The organism is Mesorhizobium sp. M0306, assembly GCF_040321655.1.
Classification (GTDB): domain Bacteria; phylum Pseudomonadota; class Alphaproteobacteria; order Rhizobiales; family Rhizobiaceae; genus Mesorhizobium.
Window position 1 is genome coordinate 23,314 of sequence record NZ_JAMYRY010000026.1, and the last position, 23,133, is coordinate 46,446.

13 protein-coding genes and 2 pseudogenes are annotated in these 23,133 nt (G+C 58.5%); 13 read left to right on the forward strand and 2 right to left on the reverse strand.

The genetic code is table 11. The annotated features are described in order from the left end of the window. Nucleotides 1-1,068 carry a hemin-degrading factor gene (locus NKI95_RS26435; protein ID WP_352720370.1) on the forward strand — a complete coding sequence of 356 codons (1,068 nt, stop codon included), beginning with the start codon at nucleotides 1-3 and terminating at the stop codon, nucleotides 1,066-1,068. 126 nt (nucleotides 1,069-1,194) lie between these two features. Here NKI95_RS26435 and NKI95_RS26440 read toward each other — a convergent pair. Further along, nucleotides 1,195-1,529, reverse strand: a pseudogene (locus NKI95_RS26440) (hypothetical protein); the annotation flags it as partial. Between the two features lie 437 nt (nucleotides 1,530-1,966). On the opposite strand from NKI95_RS26440, the gene NKI95_RS26445 reads away from it, so the two are divergent. The 9 genes and pseudogenes from NKI95_RS26445 (at nucleotide 1,967) to NKI95_RS26485 (ending at nucleotide 11,022) form a co-directional block, all read left to right on the forward strand. Beyond that, nucleotides 1,967-3,184 (forward strand): cytochrome P450, encoded by a 1,218-nt coding sequence (locus NKI95_RS26445; protein ID WP_352720372.1) that lies wholly within the window; start codon nucleotides 1,967-1,969, stop codon nucleotides 3,182-3,184. 40 nt (nucleotides 3,185-3,224) lie between these two features. Next, nucleotides 3,225-3,425 carry a ferredoxin gene (locus tag NKI95_RS26450; protein WP_352720374.1) on the forward strand — a complete coding sequence of 67 codons (201 nt, stop codon included), beginning with the start codon at nucleotides 3,225-3,227 and terminating at the stop codon, nucleotides 3,423-3,425. A 323-nt stretch (nucleotides 3,426-3,748) separates the two neighbouring features. Further along, on the forward strand, nucleotides 3,749-4,360 hold the full coding sequence (locus tag NKI95_RS26455) for a nitrogen fixation protein NifQ (protein ID WP_352720433.1): 612 nt from the start codon (nucleotides 3,749-3,751) through the stop codon (nucleotides 4,358-4,360). An 854-nt stretch (nucleotides 4,361-5,214) separates the two neighbouring features. Continuing rightward, nucleotides 5,215-6,648: a hypothetical protein gene (locus NKI95_RS26460; protein ID WP_352516062.1), complete on the forward strand. Its 1,434-nt coding sequence runs from the start codon at nucleotides 5,215-5,217 to the stop codon at nucleotides 6,646-6,648. Nucleotides 6,649-6,703: 55 nt separating this feature from the next. Further along, complete coding sequence (locus tag NKI95_RS26465; protein ID WP_352667638.1) at nucleotides 6,704-7,459, forward strand: hypothetical protein; 756 nt, start codon at nucleotides 6,704-6,706, stop codon at nucleotides 7,457-7,459. Continuing rightward, nucleotides 7,459-8,772, forward strand: a complete 1,314-nt coding sequence (locus tag NKI95_RS26470; RefSeq protein WP_352516048.1) for a methyl-accepting chemotaxis protein — start codon at nucleotides 7,459-7,461, stop codon at nucleotides 8,770-8,772. Before NKI95_RS26465 ends, NKI95_RS26470 begins: the two co-directional genes overlap by 1 nt. Next, nucleotides 8,769-9,809, forward strand: a complete 1,041-nt coding sequence (locus NKI95_RS26475; RefSeq protein WP_352491463.1) for an OmpA family protein — start codon at nucleotides 8,769-8,771, stop codon at nucleotides 9,807-9,809. The genes NKI95_RS26470 and NKI95_RS26475 overlap by 4 nt, the downstream gene beginning before the upstream one ends. A 58-nt stretch (nucleotides 9,810-9,867) precedes the next feature. After that, a pseudogene (locus NKI95_RS26480) lies at nucleotides 9,868-10,014 on the forward strand (DUF4236 domain-containing protein); the annotation flags it as partial. A 126-nt stretch (nucleotides 10,015-10,140) separates the two neighbouring features. Continuing rightward, nucleotides 10,141-11,022, forward strand: coding sequence for a hypothetical protein (locus NKI95_RS26485; protein WP_352491527.1), 882 nt, complete (start codon nucleotides 10,141-10,143; stop codon nucleotides 11,020-11,022). A gap of 29 nt (nucleotides 11,023-11,051) precedes the next feature. Here the strand turns inward: NKI95_RS26485 and NKI95_RS26490 are convergent, their stop codons facing one another. Further along, on the reverse strand, nucleotides 11,052-11,879 hold the full coding sequence (locus NKI95_RS26490; RefSeq protein ID WP_352516047.1) for a thermonuclease family protein: 828 nt from the start codon (nucleotides 11,877-11,879) through the stop codon (nucleotides 11,052-11,054). 537 nt (nucleotides 11,880-12,416) lie between these two features. On the opposite strand from NKI95_RS26490, the gene NKI95_RS26495 reads away from it, so the two are divergent. The 3 genes from NKI95_RS26495 to NKI95_RS26505 all read left to right on the forward strand — a co-directional run bounded on the left by NKI95_RS26495 (nucleotide 12,417) and on the right by NKI95_RS26505 (nucleotide 22,802). Further along, nucleotides 12,417-18,005, forward strand: a complete 5,589-nt coding sequence (locus tag NKI95_RS26495; RefSeq protein ID WP_352720376.1) for a DUF3320 domain-containing protein — start codon at nucleotides 12,417-12,419, stop codon at nucleotides 18,003-18,005. A 70-nt stretch (nucleotides 18,006-18,075) separates the two neighbouring features. Then, nucleotides 18,076-19,335, forward strand: a complete 1,260-nt coding sequence (locus tag NKI95_RS26500) for a metallophosphoesterase family protein (protein ID WP_352516045.1) — start codon at nucleotides 18,076-18,078, stop codon at nucleotides 19,333-19,335. Continuing rightward, a complete protein-coding gene (locus tag NKI95_RS26505) occupies nucleotides 19,332-22,802 on the forward strand; it encodes an ATP-binding protein (protein ID WP_352720378.1) in 3,471 nt (1,156 codons plus the stop codon). The genes NKI95_RS26500 and NKI95_RS26505 overlap by 4 nt, the downstream gene beginning before the upstream one ends. The last annotated feature ends 331 nt before the right edge of the window (nucleotides 22,803-23,133 follow it).

Consider the following 23,133-nt stretch of genomic DNA (forward strand, 5'->3'; position numbering starts at 1 on the left):
ATGGACCAGCGCGAGAAACCATCGCCGGACGAAATCCGGCGGGCGTGCGAAGACAATCCGAAAATCCGGGAGCATGATCTCGCCGCTCGATTGGGCATTTCGGAAGCCGAATTGGTCGCGGCGCATTGTGGTCACGGCGCGGTGCGCATCGAGCCGCGCGTCGATGATCTGCTGACCGGCCTCGAAGCGGTCGGCGAGGTGATGGCGGTCACCCGCAACCAAAGTGCCGTGCACCAAAAGATCGGCGTCTACGACAAAGTGGTCACCGGCAACCCGCATGCCATGGTGCTCGGCGACGAGATCGACCTGCGCATCTTCCCGAAAGCGTGGGCGTATGGCTTCGCCGTCGAGAAGCGCGAGGGAGCCGAGATCCGCCGCAGCCTGCAATTCTTTGATGCCACCGGCGAGGCGATGCACAAAGTACATCTCAGGCCCGCCTCGAACCTGCAGGCCTATCAGAATCTGGCGGCAGAGCTCGCATCCTCCGACCAGGAGCCGATCATATCGGTCGAGGCGAGCGGGGCGCTCGATAATGCAGTGAGTCCAGACCAAGCCGCCACGGTCGACGACCTACGCGAGCACTGGAGCCGGCTGAGCGACGTGCATCAGTTCTACCATATGTTGAAGACCCTGAAGCTCAGCCGCTGCCAGGCGATGCGTATGGCCGACGAGGATTACGCCTGGCTGCTCGACAATGATGCCGTTGGCGCCCTGTTCCAACAGGCGGCCGAAGACGAGATGCCGATCATGTGCTTTGTCGGCAATCGTGGTTGCATCCAGATCCATTCCGGCCCGATCAAGTCGGTCAAGCAGATCGGGCCGCGGATCAATGTGCTCGACGAGAACTTCCATCTCCATCTTAGGACTCATCACATCCGCGAGGTCTGGGCCGTGCGCAAGCCGACGAGGGACGGTCACGTCACGTCCGTTGAAGCCTATGGCGCCGACGGCAAGATGATCGTCCAGTTCTTCGGCACGCGCAAGGAAGGCGAACGCGAGCGCAGCGACTGGCGGTTTCTGGCCGAGAGTCTGCCACGCGTTCCCGGTCCGACCGACAGGGATGTGTAGAGCCGACAGGCCCTCGGATTGAACCGACCGCCATAGGACTCGGCACCACGTTCCGACAGCGGCTCGCGAGGAAATATAGGTCCATGTGCGATAGAGCTTGCCGTCGTAGCGCATAGGGCGGTTAGGGTGCACGCCGGAATTGACCGCAGCGATACAGTCAAGCTCGTCGTCGGCCGGACCGCTGCGCACGAGTGCATCGCCGTCTAGCCGGAAATCCTTGCAGCGGCTCCGAGCGATATAACGCATACGCCATCAGTGCCGAACCGAAGCGCGGCTCGACCTTGTTGATAATTTCGATCATCACGCGCAAGCGCCGCCGGGTCTTGTCGGACCGCACCCGATCCTTGCGCTGGATCGCGTCGTTGCTCAGTCCGGGCCGTGCGAGCGATCTCCTCGCTCGTCGACCGGAAGGCAGTGCAGCAGCAGCAAGGTCGAACAGCCCGATGTCGCGGCCTCGACAAAACCAACCGCGGATGTCGGTTGTCGGACGTTGTCGTAAGAATGATGGACAGCTGATCATCAACTTAGCGGCGGCGGGCCCAGTGCAGGCTGGCATCGATTGGTGCAGCGCCATGGGTACGCCTATCCGGCACGCGACTTGCTTCGACAATTTGATCAGCAGGGCATCAGCAGTGCGTCACGGTGCTCAGAGGTGATTGACCAGCCTCTCAACCCTAACGGGGATAAGCGGCGGCTTTGCTTCATGACCGCAGCGCGGCGGAGATGCCCCTTCTGATCGACTTCGCAACCGATCTCATCCGCGCTGGTGCAGGTGGGCTGTATCAGGCGACAGAATCTAGAAGGCGCCCGACAAGAGACGTGCCCATGCTGGAAATCGACTTTATGAACAGCGGTGCAATCTCAATCGAGCCATGAACGCCAATGTAGAGAACACAAAATGGCGACCAACCCCGTTCCAGATCATGTCCCGCCCGAAATGGTGAGGGACTTCAGCCTGTTTACATCGCCAGGCATGCCACCAACACCCAACGGGGATCCACACGCAGCTGTCGCTTGCGTACATGACGGGCCTCCGATCTTTTACTCCCGCTACAACACGCAAGATGGCCGGGGTACCTGGGTCATCACCCGTGCCGCGGACCAGCGGAAGGTGCTGCAGGACGCAGAGACTTTTTCCAGCCATCGCAGCATCTTCTCCTCCATACTGGGTGAAAACTGGCCGACGATCCCGCTTGAGCTCGATCCACCGGCCCATGGCGTCTTTCGCTCACTGCTCAATCCGCTGCTTTCGCCAAAGCGGGTGTTGGCTTTGGAACCGGCTGTCCGCGAACGGGCGGTCGAGCTGATCGAAAGGATCGCCGCGTCGGGCACAAGCTGCGACGTGATGAAGGATTTTGCCTTTCCTTTCGCGGTGAGCACCTTTCTTCGCTTTCTGGGGTTGCCCGATGACCGACTCGATACATTCGTCGGCTGGGGGAAAGATCTGCTCCACGGCGACGATAAGGAACGACCTGTGGCTGCCCGGACGATCGTGGCATTCATCGACGAACTTGCAGCCATGCGCCGCCAGGAGGCGGTTGACGATTTCATGACCTTTATCGTGCAGGCAGAGGTCGAGGGCCGCCGGCTGACGGACACCCAAGTCCGCGGCATCGGCGTGCTTGTCTTCGTCGCTGGGCTCGACACGGTCGCAGCAGCTATAGGCTTTGACTTGGCGTACCTCGCGCGCAACCTCAAAGATCAGCAATTGCTGCGGAGCGAACCGGACCGCATCCCGCTCGCAACCGAAGAATTGCTGCGGGCCTATCCGCCCATTCAGTTGATCCGCGTGGCTACGAAAGATATCGACTTCGAAGGCGCGCCGATCCGGAAGGGGGACTATGTTTCCTGCGCCACGATGATTGCCAATCGTGACCCGGCGGAATTCGAATGCCCCAACACGATCGATTTGGAGCGAGAGGACAACCGCCACGCAGCGTTTGGCTATGGTCCCCACCGTTGCCTTGGCTCACACCTTGCCCGGCGGGAGATTGTCATTGGCCTGGAGGAGTGGCTGGCGCGCATCCCACCTTTCAGGATCAAGCAGGGTACGGCACCGATAACCTCTGGGGGCCATGTGTTCGGGATCGAAAATTTGATCCTGGACTGGTCTTAGGCCCGCCCCGAGCCGGGGCACAGACAATGGAGGCAGCGCCATGCGCATCATCGTCCAAAATGCCAAATGCCAGGGTCACGCGCGATGCGCGGTGCAAGCGCCGGACATCTTCAAGCTTGATGACGAGGGTTACATCCTGCCTGGTGACATTGAAGTTGCGGAAGGGGAGGAGCTGCGTGCATCGCGAGGCGCGCGATCCTGTCCTGAACGTGCGCTGGAACTCACCCGCTGCGCGCTTTGAGGACTCATTCAACCGAGAGTCTGGCGGGCTTGAACCATGTGGCCGCACTCAGCACGCGACCTCTGTCCCGCACGGTTCACGTCCAACTCTGCAGGGGCATTTCCGGCGCCAGTGTTCCCCGTGAGGCGCAAACGGCAGGGCAGGGGTTCGCGAACACCTCTTCCAATCACAGAATTTGCGTCAGAGCCGACGGACCAGACGAGAATTGCCGAACTACTCGACGCGAGGCGACCCGGAGTGCCATACCGAAGAACTGCCCGACCCATGTTGCGGCAGGCCGGGTCTCTGCATGATTTGATAGGACGAAACCAGGAGAACGCACCATATTTGCCCAACATTATGCCCGGCTCAGCACCGGCCAATGGCCGCACATCGAGCTGGAGAGGAGGTTCGACCAGCATGTGCTTGCCTGTGTGCTTTCACGTGCGCTCGAGGAGATCGAGGCCGGCGAGGCGACGGCGACGGACGCAACCGGACTTTCGCGCGCCGAGTTGCGCGATGTCCTGGTCCGCTGTTTCCCTGCTTTTCCTATCAACGCGTTTGCCTTGAAAGAGGTGAGCGAGCCCGAGCCGGATCTGGAAGAAGAACTTCTGCATGGACTGCTGCTGGCGCATGCCCGACATGGCGACCCGGCGAGCGCCCGCTTCGCCAAGATCATCGCCCGGCGTGCGATGCGCAATGACCACCTCTGGCAGGACCTTGGCCTTTTTAATCGAACCGACCTCGGCCGCCTGCTCGCCTCGCATTTTCCGACGCTGGCGGCCGGCAACACCCAAAACATGAAATGGAAAAAATACTTTTACCGAAAGCTCTGCGAGGCCGAAGGTTTTTCGCTGTGCAGCGCCCCCAGTTGCCGGGACTGCAATGATTTCGAAAGCTGCTTCGGCCCGGATGAAGGCGAAAGCCGCCTCACACGGACCAAGGACAACGCCTAGGATTGAGAGCCGCTTGCGTCAGTCGTACAGCGTCAGCGCTCGCGCCGCGCCATATGTCTGTTGTCAAATCTCGACGGACGCCATCGTTGAGACGGCCATTTCGGCAGCGATAGCCCTCTTTTCGGCCTCCTGGGCAAGATGACTGGCCGCGACCTGCGAATGGCCCCTGCGGCAAGCAAGGCGCCATAAATAACTGCGCCCAGCAGAACCAGTCGGCAAGAACGAACGGAACTGGCCACGTGGACGGGTATATCGAAGCGTCCATTGTTGACGTCAGCATTATACCTGGTAACGCCAGACTTCGACCGATTTTCAGCGGGCCGATAAGAAAGGCGCTCGAAGAGAAGGCGACTTTCGACCTGAACCGGAAATTGCAAAGCTGCAAGCCCAGTTGGAGCAGCAGTTGGCCCGGTTGAAGGATGCAGAAAAGTTGGCGATCAAGCTCAAGACTAATTCTGTTGGCCTCAAACGAATCAACGTCGCCGACGAAGCAATCGAGGTCGTAGCCGGTTTCACAGGACGGCGGACATTGGGGTCGGCAGTCTAGTCCCAGCCAAATAGGGCGCGCGCTTCTGCTACTGCGCAAACGCCTCTGGAGTCGATTTTATCAGCTCGTTGGCGTGATCTTCAGTTCCTTCGCCACAAAGCCCAGCGGAGAAGAGTATGCTGCCTGGCCTATTCATTCGCCCAAGCCCGCTTGCCACGGCAGCTATCGTGGTCATTTTTACATCAGACGATCGTCTCGTGAGCAGTGGACCGCAGAGTTGCGAAGACGCAGTTGCCCTTTGCTTCTACTGTGCATAGAAGCCATTTGTGCGGGCAGAGGTACAAAATCTGGGTGCGGTGCTGTGGGAATAAAATTCGAAAAGCTAAATAAACTGCGAGAGTCACTGCTAGAGGCAAATCACGATTTCCGCGCCAGCACCCAATTGTTCAATAGCTTGGATGTCGCGAAAATTGATCGCGAAATGGATCTTGGAGATCGCGGAAAGCAGCGGGGCGAGGCGAACCAACCTCCGAAGGCGGCCAAGAATTTCGACGACGTTGAGCATGCAGTCATCGAGAGGGTCGAGGACGAAAAAAAGGCGGCACACCACACCCTCGAGGATAGCCTGCAGCTTCTCTCCGGACGTTTGGCGGGCCTCGACTTTGAAGAGCAATTTGGTCTGATCCGTCAGGCGAACGCCGCCAGTGTTTCTGATTTCAAGGCCTCGATCGCGGTAGGCCTGGACGAACTTCACGGATTGCGAAAATCGCTCAACGACGCGGAGAAGGAGCACGCCTGGTTCAAACAGAAGCACGGGCTTGTCCGCGCCGTTAGGATTCAGCACGGAGCAGCCTACGTTTTCCGAATTTCCTTGCTGATTTTCCTGTTTCTGATTGAAACGGCGATGAACGGAAATTTCCTTGCCAAGGGAAATGAACAGGGATTTTTTGGCGGACTCCTCGAAGCCGCCGCGTTCTCGTTTTTGAACATCGGCGCCGCTCTGCTTTTCGCAATATTCTGTGCACGCCTGGTGACTCACAGATCGTTTTTCGTGAAGGTGATCGGCGCGTTGTCGATAGTGGCATACATCGGCTTGGCATTGACCATAAACCTAGCGCTTGCACATTACCGCGAGGTCAGCGGGTCCTTTGTGAACGGAGCCGGTGTCGAGGTTGTGCGCAGCATGCTCGCCAATCCGGCCGGCCTTATGGATGTGAAATCCTGGCTTCTGTTCGGCATCGGTCTCATGTTTTCGATTTTTGCATTTATCGACGGCTGGTTCGTTCTCGACCCATACCCAGGCTATGCGGGTGTCGAAAACAGATTGGTCGCTCGCAGGGAAGACTACATCGAGCGCAAGAGCGAGCTCATCGAGGCTCTGCAAGAGGTGCGCGATGAGCACAACGAGAAGGTGGAGGACATCGTCAAGCGGCTGGGGAGCAGACGCAGGGAGCATCGGGCGATCATCGATCATCGGTCGAGGCTGCTGACGCTCTTTGTGCAGCATCAAGACCAGCTGGAGCGAGCCTGCAACCAGCTTCTCGCAAAGTACAGGGAGGCCAATATCCAGGCCCGCACAGAGCCAGCGCCAAAACATTTTGCCACGCCCTACAGACTCGAGCGCATAAAACCCCTGATATCGTCCGACGATGAATGGAGCGAGAAGGACCTGGGCGCCTCAATTCGTGACGCGCAGGAAGAACTAAACGCTCAGGTGCGGCTCATCGGGCTGGAATGCGAGCGGGGGATCGAACAGTACCGAGATCTCGACAAGCTTCATCCGGACAGCGTGAATGGCTAGGCGGGGCCGCAGAAGAAAGAATGGCAGTGGCGGCACCATTGTGGCAGCAGTTGGATTGGCCGTGCTGTCGGCTGCGATGCTGGCCGGTTTTGTTTGGATGTGGTCGAGATCCGGGAAGGACCAAATCGACGCCAGCACGAATTGCCCGTTGGCCGGTCCTGTAAGCCTGACGGCGGTCTTGATCGACGCCACCGACCCGATTTCGCCAATAACCATGGCCGATTTGAAGAATGAATTCCGTAAGACCATTGGGCGCGTCGAGCCCGGCGGCTATCTGAGGATATTGACGCTGGGCCCGACCCCCGGCGACCTGACTGTGATGTTTGATGGATGCAACCCGGGCGATGGCTCGACGGTCGACAGCTGGACGAACAATCCGTCCCGGCGGCAGAAGAAATGGGAAGATGCATTCGAGGATCCTCTGACGAAGCTTCCCGACCAGATTCCCAATGGAGAATCCGCTAGCCAATCTCCAATCATGGCCGGAATGCAAAAAATCAAACTGTCATTATTCGATAGCGGTTTGGCGAAAGAGAAGACCGCAAAGCGAATAATAGTCGTGTCGGATATGATTGAACATACGGCGCTGTACTCACAATATCGTTCGGGTCTCGATTACCAGAAGTACCTTGATAGTTCGGCCGACAGGACCTACGGGACATCGCTTGATGGCGTGGGGGTTACGATACTCTATGTCGATAGGGCGAAGAAGCCATTTGGCTCTTTCGGACATGCAGAGTTCTGGACCCGGTGGGTTCAAGCTCATCATGGCGAGTTTGAGAAGCTGGTAGGGTTGGAGGGGTTAAACTGATGGCCAAGAAGCGAGGGGAGTCCTTCTTGGGACATCCGAGCCTGCCCCTTGTCGTCTTTGCGACACTAACCCTGGGCGGCTGTGTGTTCATCGCAATAGCCAAGCTGTCGGGCGTAGACCCGATAATGGCGGCGAGCGCACCGGTATGCCTGATGCTCATCTATCTTGCCGCGTCCGTCTTCACCGGCAAGCTGCGGCTCCACGATGAGCAGACTGGCGACAATCTCTACTACATGGGTTTCCTGTTTACGTTGACGAGTCTCGGCGTATCGCTGTTTCAGTTTGGTTCCGAAGGATCCACCGACACAATCGTGAGGAACTTTGGTATCGCGGTGACGTCGACGATCACGGGCATTGCTCTGCGGATCTTTTACAATCAGATGCGCCGCGATCCTGCCGACATCGAACGGACGGCCAGGCACGAACTCGCCGATATGACGCGTCGTGTAAGAGCTGAGATGGAAAGTGTAACCAGGGAATTCGCTGACTTTCGCCGCGTCAGCAATCAGATGTTGGAGGAGGGTTTTGCCGAAATTGCCGTTCAAGCGGAGCGGAACGGAGAGCACATAAGATCGGCGCTGGATAAAATCGCGATGGAATCGATCAAACCGGTTCAAGAGGCCTCGGGAAAGCTCAGCAATGCTTTGAGCGATAATTTTGGGCAGATCGAAAGTCAGTTCTCGTCGATCGCACAGCGCGTCGAGGCGGCAGCCGATCTGCTCGACAAGGCCAACAGCTCAATGTCCTCTTCAGTTGGCAGACTGGGTGAACAGGCCGACAGCGTAGCCACCAAGTTAGAGAAGGTTGTCGTCCCTGATGAGGTCCTTAAGAACGATCTGGCGCCGATGGTGAAACTCCTTGGCAGCGCGGTCGCCCAATATGCTGTCAAAACAGAGACGGCTTCGCAGGAACAGCAAGCCCGCATGGCGGGCATCGTTGATGCTGTGGCTAAAGTGGCCGCAGGTGTGGAAAGGGCTGTGGCAGCCGCAGAGCAAACAGCGGAGAGTGTCCAAGCGCAACAGCGCTTGACCCAGGCGCTTGCTGCAGTGGTGCAAAAGCAAAGCAAGGACACCGGAGACCTTGTCGCAACCTTGGCAGGAAGAAGCCTCCACGCGCCGAGGCCTGTTCCCCCTCTCAACGCTCCTATCGCGATCGAACAGCCACTGGCAGATCTGGCCGCAAATGACACCGTCGAGAGCGCACCGATTAGGGTCGAGCCTGAGCCCCAACCAGACGCTTTCCAAACTCTGGGAAGCGAGCCTCCCGCCGAACGAACGGAACCGCCTAAGCGAACCAGTTGGTGGGGCAGGTGAGTGACGCTGGCGGAACTTCGGTCGCCTTCGAGCGCAAGGGTTACGGCCGCGGTTTGATACTGGGCCTGACCATGGCCGAGACGATGCTGCTTTTGGTGTTCTGCCTGCTGCTAGCAGCCGGTGCTATCATCACGAAAAAGCAGAAAGAGACCGATGAGGCGCTGCGAGCCGCTCAATCAAACAAGGAAAACGTGCAGAGGCTCGAAGCCGAAAACAAGCGGCTTCTGGCTCAGATAAAAGCGGTGTTTCAGCCCGCGAGCGGAGGAACCGTTCCCGACGAAGAATGGCGCGAGCTGGTCCTGGCCAAGGATGCTGTTAAGTCGGTCAAGGAAGCAGGTATTTCCCTGGAGGAGGTCGTGCGAAATGCCCCTGTCGCGAAGGTCCTTGCGGACAACGACATAAGCGTTGATCAGGCCAAGGCCATGATAGATGCGGCGAAGGTCTTGAAAGAATTTGGTTACATCGGCACCGACAAAGGGCTGCAGGATCTGGCTGATGTGCTCAAGAAGGCTGCAGAGCCGACGCAAGCAGCAAAACCTCACGATTGGCCGCCGATCATTAGTCTCAGCGAACTGGATGGTTATAATTTCGATACCGGAAGCGCAGAGCTTTCGGATCCGTTCAAAACAAAGTTGCGCGATCTTGCGAAGACAATCGCCGGCACTGCGACCTCTTACGGTGTCGACGTGATTGAGGTGATTGGACACACGGACGAACAGGCAATGGCGGGCGAATCCTCCAACATGGACAAAGGGCTCCAACCGGTTTTGTCAGGGAAAGTGGAAATCGGCTCACTCCATCCCGCCGACAATGCCGGCCTTGGTCTGGCGCGCGCGATTTCAGTCACGAGTGTGCTCAGTGACATGCCCGCATTAAAGGGGTTTACGATTTTGCCGATGTCAGGTGGTCAGCTCATCCTGCCCGGCGATCATCTCACCGACGGAGCGCAGATGGGCGATGTGCGGGCTCGAAGGCGCATCGAGATTAGGGTGAGGCAGCGATCAAAATTGGCGCCGGTTGGTGGCGCCAAGCCATGAATGGGGACGAGAGACTGGCGCCTTAGCCGGTACGGCAGTTGAGTTGGGGGATTGGGCTATGGGGTTTTACGTTCGAAAATCGATCAGTGCGGGACCATTCCGCTTTAACTTTTCGTCCGGCGGGGTTGGCGCTTCCGTTGGCGTGAAGGGCCTCCGCATCGGCACTGGGCCACGAGGTCACTACATCCACGCCGGCGTCGGTGGGCTCTACTATCGTGGCACTTTAGGCAAGGCTAGCGCCAAGAAGGTAGTACAGCTCTCTCAAACCCGATCTGCGCCGCAACCCCGTCCACAATCCTCGCCCCCGGAGTACGTCTCTGACGGCGTCGTAATGAGGGAAATCGAGTCCCGCGATGTGGTGGAGATGCGTGACGAGACATTTGCCAATGTACTCGATGAAATCAATGCTAGGCAATCGCAGACGCGGCTGTCCGTAGCACTCGCGGTTCTGTTCGGGATTGCAGGTTTCCTTGTGGGGACCAAGCTCGGAGGTGCCGCACCGGTGCTGGGCATCGGTGCCTTTGTGCCGGGTATGCTCATTGGCAAATGGTTTGACAGCTACCGCCGGGTAAGCGTGCTCTATTACGATTTGGAAAAAGACGCGGAGGCCGCCTACGGGCGACTTGTCGGCGCGTTCGAAACTCTCACCGGCTGCGGCGGGAGATGGCATGTCGCTGCCGGCGGCAAGATAGAGGATCTGACGGCTTGGAAGCGAAATGCCGGGGCCAGCATGCTGGTCGATAAAAAGCCCACGACACTTGAAAGCTCCTTGCCGAAGGTTGTGCGCAGCAACGTTACTCCGCCTTCAATCCATGTGGGTCGGCAGGTGCTCTTCTTCATGCCTGACCTAGTGCTGGTGAAGGACGGAAACCGATACGGCGCAGTCGGATATGCCGATCTGCAGACCCAATTCGCCCCGAGTAATTTTATCGAGACCGGCAAAGTTCCATCTGATGCGGAGATCGTGAGCTACACTTGGGCTCACCCAAACAAAAACGGCGGGCCCGACAAGCGTTTCAAAGACAATCGGCAGATCCCTGTCTGCCGCTACGAAGCGTTGCGGTTTTCTAGCCCGTCCGGACTTAACGAGCTGGTGGAATTTTCCAAGACAAACGTCAGCCAGCCCTTTTGCCAGGCTCTATCGGCACTCGCGCAATTGCATCGAAGCTCCGACCGCCAATCCATAACGCTGAACGCGCACTCAAGGGACTGATAGTGGCGATGGCTCAAAGCATGGCCAGGTCAGCAAACGCCTTCGCATGGAATCCCATCGCTATCTCGATCCAACTTGCTCCCCCATGAGCAGTTGGCGAGATACCAACGCGCTTCTTCGCAAGATGAAATCTGCCTGCAAAAGCGGCGAGGTTGGCATGAGTAGCTCTGTGCTACTTGGCGACGGCTGATGAGCCCAAGTGGGCTTTTGGTTGGGTTCGTAGCTTCCGAATGTTGTTCGCGCCAATCCCAAGGGTTGTCAAAAGTTCCAATCCAGATTCCGACCTTAGCGGTTTCAGCCTTAGTTTGCTGTTGCGCATAGGCCCCGTGGCTGTAGCGGGGCCAGTCCAAGGCTCGACCATGTTCAACCATCCAGGACGCGACGCTGACACCGTCCGCGCGACGGCAATCACCGACGAAGCGACGGTACCGATCCCATGAAACAAATGTGCATTGGACAGGCCGCGAAGCCGCAAGGAAATTCGCCAGTGCTTCGGCCGCCTGACGCCCGCAGGGGTATTGATGTCCGCTCGCGTCATTGCAGTATTGGCGGCTTTCGGGTGCATCGATGCCGTTGAAGCGGACGCGCTGCCCGTGGATCTCTATCGTGTCTCCATCAACCACCGATGCTATGCCGACAATCGGCGCCGGTCTCGACCCGGTCGAGTTTGCTATATCCAGACCACGTAACTGGTCGCCCGGCCCTGTAAAATAGTGGGTGGCGTAAGCAGCCAAGGCCACCACGATCACTAGGATCAGAGGCAAGGGCACATCTGGAAAGAAACGTCTGCGGACGATTGGTTCCGCGCCGCGCCTTGGTCGCGCGCGGCGACGATGAGAATAGCGATTGTTATTCAATTTCCGATCCTTTGCGAAACGCAGGCTGCATGATTTCTAACGTGCCTCTGCACGCTTCGTAGGCGCCTTTTTCGCTGGCGCTGGTTTGCCTTGTAGTTCGGCGCTTTGAACACCATGGTGCCTTCGCAGATCAGCCCGAAGTCACGACTTTGTAGTTGCCCTTTTCGTGAACACGACCATCTTTCCGCGCTGGAGCCTACAAGTTTTCTCGGAATGCAATTAGGAGGGCCGATTGAAAAAGAAGTCGGCTTGTGCGCCAGTTGGTCGTGGCCGGCGAGGCAGATGCCAGAGCTGCCAACACCTCGTCCAGAGGTATGATGGCATTTTGTCCGAAAGGGAACCTCGAGATCAAGGTGGGGATGCGAAGTGTCCGGAACATTAAACAAACATCCGCAATTTTCCACTAAGCTGCGGTGCTCACAATACTAAAACGATTGAAGTGTTGGTGGCAGCCATTCGAAGTTGAAAAACGAGCATTTTATGTTGCGGACAGCCCTTGTGTAGGCTCTATGTGTCCAGCCTATCAGGGGGGTGTGAGTGTCGGAAGTTGAAAAATCGGTCTTCCAAAGCGATCTGCCTTTAAAGGAAAAGCTCGAGCGAGCCAGGATGGAATTGCTCGACCTTTCTGCTCGCAACCGACTTTTGAATGTGCCACGGTTTTCAAAGAGCGCGAAGACGATCGATATTGTCGACGAGAGGTCGTCTGAGATCTATCGATTGCTGGTGAGCGAAGGAAAGGCTTTTACCTTCCTGGCCGGCAAGCCGGATCGGCCGAAGGCAGGCCAGGTTGAAAGCAGCCCTCCAGACGAGGAAATCGACTATTCCCCCGTTGCTCTTGCTCAGCCTGAGGACGAAGGATTCGACGATAGAGGGGTATCTGCGCGACATTCTGACACCAAGCTTCAGACGAGGATGACCCCAACGGGGCTGCAGCGCCGGCTCCTTGATCTCTACCACGATGCCCGCACACTTGAGGAAGAGCAGGGCGTCAATATCCTCTTTCTGGCCCTTGGCATGCTGAAGTGGATTGACCCGAACAACAAAGAAAACATCCGTCAGGCTCCTCTCATTTTGGTGCCGGTACGGCTTGAGCGAGGGGCCGCTGGAGAAAAGTTTCGGCTGCGAGCTCGTCCGGAAGATCTTACCGCAAACCTCTCCTTGGAACTCTATCTCGACCGCATCCGCAAGCTCGCCCTGCCGCGTTTTGAAGTGGGAGACGACTTCGACGTCTCGGCCTATCTCGATGCCGTTGCCGAAGCAGTGTCGACGAAAGAGGGTTGGCAGGTGCTTGCCGATGATATGGTGCTCGGCTTCTTCTCGTTCGCTAAGTTCTTGATGTACCGTGACCTGGATCCGGATCTCTGGCCGGATGGCGCAAAGATTATCGAACAACCGAAGATCCGCTCGCTTCTTTCAGATGGTTTCGACGCACGCGAACCGCTGATGTCGGACGACAATGCGATTGATCCGCATATTGCGCCTGCCGAAATGTTGCATATCGTCGACAGTGACAGTTCTCAGACGCTGGCGATCCATGATGCAAGAAAAGGTCGCGACCTCGTTATCCAAGGTCCGCCTGGGACAGGAAAATCGCAGACGATCGCAAACATTATCGGGTCGGCCGTTGCCGACGGAAAGACCGTGCTGTTCGTGGCCGAAAAAATGGCTGCGCTGGAAGTCGTGAAGCGACGGCTTGATACTGCCGGAGTGGGGGACGCCTGCCTCGAGCTCCATAGTAACAAGGCGAACAAGCGCATGATGCTGGAGGAGCTGCGGCGCACCTGGCAACTCGGATCGCCTAGGGGACAGCTTCCTTCTTCCCTGACTGAGCGCTTGCTGGAGGCTCGCGATAAACTCAATGCACATGCTGCACGAATGCACGTTGCATTTGGAACGTCCGAACTCACTCCATACCAGGTTCTTGGCCAGCTAACCCGACTAAGGCAGAACGGGCAAAAACCAGTTGATATTGAACTTGAGGATGCCACCGCTTGGACGAATGACGGTGTCTCGCAACGTCGCAAACTTCTCGATGAGGTGTCTCAGCGGATCAACGAGATCGGCTTGCCGATCCACCACCCATGGCGGGGAGTTGGCCTGGATGTCGTTCTACCAACGACTATTGAGAGGCTCGTCCCACGCATTGCGTCGTCGCTGGATCAAGCAAAGGCTCTGCACGCCAAACTGGCCGATATTGCTGAGCGGATCGAGGCGAAGCCTCCGCAAATCCTCAGCGACAGCGGCGAGGTAGAAGATCGTGCTGAGCTTCTCGCGTCCGCACCTGGACTTCCTGCCGAGGCGCTAGTCTCGCCGGTTTGGGATGAGCGTCCAAAGGACATTGCATCGCTTCTCTGGACAGGAACGGATTTCAACCGCAAATCCGAGGAACTGTCGGAGCAGTTGGTGGCGACGGCTATCGACACGCCAATCGAAGGTCTCGAGACAGAGCTTGCTAAGCTTCCTTCAGACTTTCCGAAAGATGGTTTCGTTCGTGCGCGCCAGCTAACCGTGTTGCTCCCACGCTTACGGGAAGAAGCTGAGCGGCTAAATCAAGAACTGGGGTCTACGGTTTTACCGGACACGCTTGCAGGACTCCTCAGGCTAGTGATGACCGGCGAGAGAGTTGCGGCAGCCCCCGATGCGAGCCCTGAGGCATTCGCAGCCACAGTTTGGGACTCCGGGCTGGAACAGGCTGGTGACCTTGCCGACAGCGTAGCAACGCTAGAGACTGCTAGAGCCGAGCTTCAGGGCAAGGTTGTTGATGCCGCGTGGAGTACCAACGTGGCCGCGGCGCGGCAAGCGCTCGCCACGCACACGGGAATATTGAAAGCATTGAATGGCGACTACCGTCGCGCCACTGCACTTGTGCGGACTATTTTGGTAGCCCCTAGCGCGCCTGCGGCGGAGATAGTGGGTCTCCTCGACATTCTGATGGAGGGCCAGGCGGCCGCAGCAAAAGTGCGCGAAGGCGACGCCTTTGGCCGTTCCGCCTTCGGAGCCGATTGGCGCGGGGAGAGATCGTCTTCGGCACCACTCCAGGCCTTAGTGGAGTGGATGCGCACGCTGAGGGGACTTGGCTCGGAACCGCGAATTATAGCCGGGCGGATGGCGGAGCGCTCTGAAGCGGGCGCGCGTGCGGTCCGAGTTCGTAAGGTGATCGACATCGGTCAGCCGATTATCGAGGGGTTCTGGAACGATTTAGGCCACCTTGCGTCATCCATGCTAGGCGACGTGGCTTCCGCCGAGCGGGCCTCGCTGCAACTGATGGAAGCGAAGGCAAGCACTGTAGCTCAAGCCGATGACGCGTCACGACAGGTTCTGACTGACGTTCCAGATCTGATCAGTGAGCGGGTGGAGATACTGCGCCGACTAGGCAGACTACAAGCGCTTGCTCAAGAGATCGACGACGGGAAAAGCCTTGGCAAGTTCGCATTCGGCTCGTCGTGGCTCGGTCGAGGATCCGATTGGGCCGCTCTCGCGCAAGCCGAACTTTGGCTGAGAGAAAATGGCTCAATCCGGCATTTGGCTGCGCGGTTGCCTGAAAGAAAAGAGATCGCAAACTTGGCGCGTTCAGCGCGTGAAGCGGCCCAAGCGGCAGCGCGGGAATTGAAGGCGCTTGCAGGGGATTTGAAAGCCGATGCTCCCTCCTTGTTTGGAGTAGACGATTTTCCAGACGTCGCGATAGTCGAGGTTGTTTCTCGACTGGAGGGGTGGCTCGATCATCAGGAACAGCTCTCGAAATGGGTTGCCTATGAAGAGCGATCCGAAACGGCCCGAAAGGCTGGACTGGGACAGTTGATAGACGGCCTAGCCGACGGCCAGATTACAACAGGATCGGCGCGATCAGTCTTCGATATGGCCTACTACGAACGAATGTTTCTAGCGATGGCGACCGATGAGCCGGAGCTGGCAAGGTTCGACGGGGAACTGCATTCCAGGGCTGTACGTGACTTCGCGGATCTGGACCGACAGAGGATCAAGGCCGGTGCCATCGAAGTTGTGACGGCTCATCACCGAAAAATTCCTTCAAGAGACGGCGGAGCTGGACCAGTCGGACTGCTTCGTTCTGAGATGGCGCGCAGACGGGGCCACATGCCTATCCGGCAGTTGATGCAGAAGGCAGGGCCTGCCATCCAGGCACTCAAGCCAGTGTTCATGATGAGCCCGCTTTCGGTGGCCCAATTCCTGTCGCCCGGCAGGATGTCCTTCGATCTGCTTGTGATGGACGAGGCGTCTCAGATACAGCCTGTGGACGCGCTTGGCTCGATCGCCAGGGCCAATCAGGTGGTCGTTGTTGGCGACGAACGCCAACTGCCACCCACGACATTCTTCGCGAAGATGACAGGCTCGCAGTCTGAAGATGACGAGGGTGAGGGCGCGCAGGTCGCCGACATCGAAAGCATCCTCGGCCTGTTCACGGCCCGCGGCTTGCCGCAGCGTATGCTCCGCTGGCACTACCGTAGCCGTCACCAATCTCTGATCGCCGTATCGAACAGCCAGTTCTACGAGAACCGGCTTTTCATCGTGCCAAGCCCCTATACCCAAGAGGCAGGCATGGGGTTGCGGTTTCATCATGTGCCGGAGGGCGTCTTCGATTCCGGTGGCACAGGAACCAATCCGGTAGAGGCGAGAGCAGTAGCCGAAGCGATCATCCGTCATGCGAAGGTGAACCCGCAAGAGACTCTAGGCGTTGCAACATTTTCGGTTAGCCAACGCCGCGCGATCCAGGATGAACTCGAAGCGCTGCGGCGACTAAATCCCGATACGGAGGAGTTCTTTCACGCGCATCCCAGCGAGCCATTCTTTGTCAAGAACCTTGAGAATGTTCAAGGCGATGAGCGCGACGTGATCATGATCTCGGTGGGGTATGCCAAGAATGCGCAGGGATACATGGCCATGCGTTTCGGCCCTCTTGGTGCGGAAGGCGGCGAGCGTCGGCTCAACGTCCTCATAAGCCGAGCCAAGCGCAGCTGCGAAGTATTCGCGTCCATCACAGACGAAGACATCGACCTGGAGCGTGGCAAAGGGAAAGGCATCTTCGCCTTCAAGCTCTTCTTGCACTACGCGAGAACAGGGCGAATTTCGCTTGCCCAGGCCACGGTTCGCGAAATGGATTCGATCTTTGAAGAACAGGTAGCCAACGCGCTGATCGAAAAAGGTTATCAGGTTCATGCTCAGGTGGGCATTGCCGGTTTCTTCATCGACCTCGCGGTTGCGGATCCAGAGAGGCCAGGCCGGTATATACTCGGCATCGAATGCGATGGTGCAGAATATCATTCGTCGCGCTCGGCCAGAGATCGAGACCGGCTACGGCAATCCGTCCTTGAGGATCATGGTTGGATTATTCATCGGATCTGGAGCGCTGACTGGTTCCAACGACCTCATGAGCAGCTGGAGCGAACCATACTAGCGATTGAGGCTGCCAGAAAGGAACTCGATGAGCGGGCCGAATTGGGGGTTCAGAGAAATCGTGCTGTAGCCGTTCAGGTTGTTATGGTCGACCGGGGCAACGTGACGGAAATCGGTCTCGAGAGCACAAACGGATCCGAGACTCCCAATCGAGCCTACGAAGAGACTCAGCTAAGACGACCGGGATCGTTCGAACTCCACGAGACGCCCAGCGGAATCATGGCCGGGCTGGTCGAGCAGGTCGTGGCTACAGAAACACCAATCCATGTCGACGAAATAGTTTCGCGTATTCGGGACGCGTGGGGTCTGCAGCGGGCCGGTGGCAGGATTCAGGATGCAATCGAGCGAGGTGTAGGCATAGCACAGAGAGGTGGTGCAGTAGCCCGTCGAGGCAACTTCTGCTTCAAGCCGGGTGCTCCTGTTCGTCTTAGAGATCGCAGTGCGGTCGTGTCCCCTGGATTGCGTAAGCCCGAAATGATTGCGCAGGACGAGGTCGCCCAAGGCGCTATGGAAGTCGTGAAATCCAATCTCGGTGCGACAGAGGAAGAAATTGCCACAGGCGTTGCGAGGATGCTGGGCTTCAAAGCCACAAGCGCACAACTGAAGCAGCTAATTTCGGCCGCGGTCGCCGATTCAGTTGCCAAGGGATTGTTACGGTCCCAAGACGGCTTGTTGGTGGTCGGCGACTCCACGAGCGAGAAATTAGCCGAAGTGTAATGGGGCGTTGCAGCGGCCTCGCTGCAATTTCAGTCGAGCTCAGAACACCTCTTTCCCTGGCGGAGGCCGAATGGCATTTCGATTCGTACACACGGCCGATATTCATCTCGACTCGCCGCTTCGTTCGCTGGCCATGCGAAATCCCGATCTTGCCGGGCTCGTGGGCGACGCCAGCCGCCAGGCATTCGTTTCGATAGTGGATCTCTGCCTTGAGGAACGAGTCGACGCGTTGGTCATTGCTGGCGACCTATACGATGGCGAGCAGACCTCGATGAAAACTGCGCGGTTTCTGGCATCGCAAATGACACGCCTGCACCAGACCGGCATCAGGGTTTTCAAGATCCGCGGCAATCATGACGCCTTGTCGCGGATTTCCAAACAGCTGGTGTTTCCCGACACCGTTACCATCTTCGGCGGTCGTGCTCAGTCGGTATTGCAGACAGCCGGCGGTCTGGACATCGTTTTCCACGGTTTGAGCTTTGCGAACCCAAAGGCCCCGGACAGCCTGCTGACCAAATATCCGGCTGCTCGTGAAGGGGCCGTCAACATAGGCATCATGCATACCAGTCTGGCTGGATCGCCCGGTCACGACGTTTACGCGCCCTGCAGCATCGCTGACCTGCACGCCCACGGTTTCGACTATTGGGCCCTCGGCCACATTCATGTTCGTCAAGTCTATTCCGGCGCAAGCACCGTGGTGATGCCGGGAATACCTCAGGGGAGGGATATTAACGAGGCGGGTGAGAAATCAGTCACCCTGGTGACGGTGCGCGACGACCGTTCGGTGGAGATCGAGGAACGGCTGACCAGCGTTGCGCAGTTCGAACGGGTGAGCGTCGACCTTACCGGGGCGGTGGAGTGGCCCGAGGCCGTCGCGTGTATTCGTTTCGCGCTCGAAGAGATGCGGGCCACCGTCCGATCGCGTCATGCTGTGGCCCGCGTTGGCCTGAGAGGGACGTCACCATTGTTATGGGCGCTGATCCGCGACAGGGACCTCCTTCTTGCCGAAGCCGAACAGGCTGCGGAACAGCTGGGCCATACGTGGGTGGAGAAGCTCGAGCTTGACCTCGCGCCGCCTCGGACGGAGACCGACGAGGATATTGCTGATCCGATTTTCGAACTCGGGCAATCAATGCGTGCCGATGCCACCTCGGAGGCCTTCCGCGCTGAGGCGAGGGCGTTCGTCCAAAAGATGGTCGCCGACCTTCCGGCCGACGGACGGGATTTTGCTGGGAAGGACGAAGCCGGGCTGGAGCAGTTCCTCGATCAGGTGCTTTCCAAGGGTGCGGACTTGGTCACTGCCCGCCTTAAGTCCGGTGGATCGTCATGAGGTTGCGGCGACTTGACCTCATTCGCTATGGAAAGTTCACCAATAGCACGATCGACTTCGGACCCAAACCGGAATCCGGACCTGACCTGCATATCGTGTTCGGCCTGAATGAGGCCGGCAAATCGACCGCGCTTTCCGCCTACTTAGACTTGCTGTTCGGCATCGAGGAACGGAGCCGCTACAACTTCCTGCACGAGTACAGCGCCATGCGCATTGGCGGCGTGCTGGAACTGGCCGGCTCCGAGCACACGTTCACGCGTACGAAACAGCGTACTAATTCGCTATTGAACGCGACGGGCCAACCGGTGAGCGACGTGGCGATCACGGCGCATCTCGCCGGACTGTCGCGTGACGCTTACACGACGATGTTCTCACTCGATGACGAGACGCTGGAAGCGGGCGGGAAGTCGATTCTGGAGTCGCGGGGCGACCTCGGCAAGCTCCTCTTCACGGCAAGCGCCGGTCTTGGGAACGCAAGTGATACGTTGAACACCCTCGAGGCCGAAGCAGACGCTCTGTATCGGAAGCAGGCGCATGGCACCGAACTGGCGCTCCTGAAGAAGCGCCTTGTTGACGTGAAGTCGCGCAGGGATGCGATCGATACCCTTGCATCAACCTACGAGGGCCTGGAGGCCGAACGTCTCGATGCAGCGCAGCAATACGACCGGACCATCAGTGACCGAGCGGTGCTGGTGGCCAGGCTGGATACCATTGCTCGTTACGTGCGTGCTGCGCCGATGCGGGCGGATATCCGGCGCAAGATTGCCCGGCTGAATGAGCTGCCGGACATCGCCTCCCCAGCTCGCACGTGGACGGGTAGTGTCACCGGACTCATCGATGACGATGCCAGCCTCAGAACGCGGCTGTCCGCAAACATCGACGAGGTCCAGCGCTTGGCGGCAAAAGTCACTGCGGTCGATGAGGATGGATCGATCCTGTCGATTTCCGAACGAATTCGCGGGCTTGCGGAGAGCAAAGTGCGCCATACCGCGGCTGGCTTTGACTTGCCCACTCGCAGGATGGGGCTGCAAATCCTCAACAACACCGTGGCAAGCTGCCTAGCCGCCTTGGGTCGATCTTCCGAGCCGGATCCTGCCGCGCTGCTTCTGCCTGCCGTCACCGTTGGCGTCGTTCGCGCTATGGTTGAGCAGAGGTCCGGGATTGCTACCGGGGTGCGCGCCGCCCGCGACGAGGCGGCGGCAGCACTCGATGCGCTGCAGGCGGCAAGGCAGCGGGTCGGCGAGGAAAGGGCAGTGCCCGAACCTGCCAGGGCAAGGCTGGGCTCGGCTTTGTCGAAAGCGCGAGCAAGCGGACACCTGGCGGAGATCAGGACGGCTCGCGAGGCAGAAGATGCGGGAACAATTCGATGGGAGGTGTCGCTCGCGCGCTTGCGTCCATGGAGAGGAGATGCCCTTGCTCTCGCCAACGTCGCGGTTCCGAGCGCCGGGCACATTGCCGCCTGGAAGACAGTAGCGTCAGAACTGGCAAGAAACACCGCCGTACTTGCCGAACGCCTCGCCGAATACGAGGGCAACCGTGCCATGCTCAAGGCTGGATTGGATGCCCTTCGTGCCTCGGTCGACGTTGTCGACGATGATGGGGCTGCCGCGATCCGCCGTGTCCGCGATGATGCGTGGGCAACACACCGCGCAGCGCTGACCGGTGACACCGCTGACGATTTCGCCGTGGCACTGGCGCGCGATGACATTGCCAGCGCGGGCCGGCTGGCCGGCGCGGCGGATCTTGCCGAGATCCGGGCAACGACTCGCGAACTGGCCGAGGTCGCGGCCAACCTGTCACGCAACGGCATCCAACGCACACAGCTCGGCAAGGATGTGGATACCCAATTGTTGGAAATCCGCGCGGCCGCCAGAGACCTGCTCGGAGACGCCGTGGAACCTTCGTCTGAGCGCCTGATCGAAAGGATCGAGGATCAGATCGAGGCGCGCAGCGATGCGCTCGCTGCCTGGGAGCAGATCGAACTTCTCCGCAGGAAGGCGGAGCGAGCCGCTGACGCCGGCGAGCAGATACGCTTGGAAATGAGAGCAGCGCTGGAAAGCGTCGGCATAGTATCAGAGCCCGGCGACACCCTCGAAGCAATCATGGCCATCGCTGAGCTGTTTCTGGATCGGCAGCGCAAGGTGGACGCAGAGTATGCCGAGGCGCTCAGAATGGTGGGCTCCAAAGAAGAGGATCTAGCGGCCCGACGGGTTGCCGTAGGCGTGGCGGAGCGTCGCGAGGAGGAATGGCTGGCCGGCATTGTCGAAGCACTCAAGGGAACTTGGCTCGAAAGCGGGCTCTCAGCATCCGGCGTCGGCACTGTGCTCGATCAATTGGCCGAACTGTCAAGAAGCCTGCAGGAACGGGACGATCTGCAGCTGCGTATCGACAAGATGGCGGCCGACAGGGCTAATTTTCTGGTCGAGGTCATCGCCGTAGCGGTTGAAGCCGACGAGCCGACGGAGGATGGCGAGCCGGAGCAGTTGGCCATCCGCCTTGCCGAGCGCCTGGAGCGCGCCGAGCGGACACGCGAAACGAAGGCAAGCCTCGGCCACGACCTGAAGCGCCTGAAGGAGGCGCGCGACATCCTCGACAATGAGATTTCGGCGCACGAACGCCGCAAGAACGAAGTGCTGGGCGTTTTTGGCGTCGCCACTTTGTCCGAGGTAGTCGAACGCGATGAGCTGCTGCGCGAGCGGGATGGATTGCGCGCTGCCGTCGCTGAACTTGAGGAACGGGTAGTGACGGAACTTGCAGTCGACGGATTCGAGGAGGCACGCTCGATCCTGGACCCGATCGATTTCGACAGCCTCACGGTCGAGAAGGCTGAGGGCGAGCAGCGGCTTCGCCAGTTCGATGAGATGATCCAGCAACAGCTGATCCGGCAGACACGCGCGGCCGATAAGCTGGACGCCATCGGCGGCGACAGCGCGGTTGCACACCTGGATGCCGAACGGCGCACAACCCTGTTGGAAATCGAGGAGAAGGCCGTTCGTTACATCGAGCTGAAGCTCGGCATCATGTCGGCTGGAAATGCTTTGCGGATCTACCGTGAGAACCACCGTTCGGGGATGATGGCGCGTGCATCAGACGCATTCAAGCTAATGACCCGTGGGCAGTATTCAGGCCTTACAACCCAGCCCGTGAAAGGCGGGGAGGTTCTCATCGCGGTGCAGCGCGACGGGCAATCCAAGCTCGCTGACGCGCTTTCGAAGGGCGCGCGCTTTCAGCTCTACCTGGCACTGAGGCTCGCCGGTTATTACGAGTTCGCGCAATTCCGGCCCTCGGTTCCCTTCATCGCCGACGACATCATGGAAACTTTTGACCATATTCGCTCGGAGGAGGTTTTCAGATTGTTTGGGGAGATGGCGAACACAGGTCAGGTCATCTATCTCACGCACCACAAGCACTTATGTGAAATCGCCAAGGCTGTTGTGCCACAATCTACCATTCACCAGCTGGATTAGGCTCGATTAGAATTCGCCTCAAAACGGTTCAACTAACCAACTCGTCTGACATAGGAACTTTCGATCGAATCCGTCATGACGTCCCATAGAGGTTGAGAAATGCCTATTTTGTTCTGCAATGTTGCGTGGATGAACGACTACGCCGGGCGGAGCGCGGATGACCCGCCTCTCGGTGGCGGGGCATTTCCGAGTAAGCAGGGTTATTGCGCGGAGGAATGCAACTTTGTTGCAGCCGATGACGGGTACGTTTACGGCTCTTCGAGACGATTAAGGGCGAATTGGATCGGCAGGTGCGCATCCAGAACTGGGTTCAGGCAAGCACGACGAATTT

Excerpts from the sequence above, each read along its gene's own strand:
- NKI95_RS26500 (WP_352516045.1), top strand. The coding sequence starts at position 18,076 with ATGGCATTTCGATTCGTACACACGGCCGATATTCATCTCGACTCGCCG.
- NKI95_RS26445 (WP_352720372.1), top strand. The coding sequence starts at position 1,967 with ATGGCGACCAACCCCGTTCCAGATCATGTCCCGCCCGAAATGGTGAGG.
- NKI95_RS26485 (WP_352491527.1), top strand. The coding sequence starts at position 10,141 with ATGAGGGAAATCGAGTCCCGCGATGTGGTGGAGATGCGTGACGAGACA.
- NKI95_RS26435 (WP_352720370.1), top strand. The coding sequence starts at position 1 with ATGGACCAGCGCGAGAAACCATCGCCGGACGAAATCCGGCGGGCGTGC.
- NKI95_RS26470 (WP_352516048.1), top strand. The coding sequence starts at position 7,459 with ATGGCCAAGAAGCGAGGGGAGTCCTTCTTGGGACATCCGAGCCTGCCC.
- NKI95_RS26505 (WP_352720378.1), top strand. The coding sequence starts at position 19,332 with ATGAGGTTGCGGCGACTTGACCTCATTCGCTATGGAAAGTTCACCAAT.
- NKI95_RS26450 (WP_352720374.1), top strand. The coding sequence starts at position 3,225 with ATGCGCATCATCGTCCAAAATGCCAAATGCCAGGGTCACGCGCGATGC.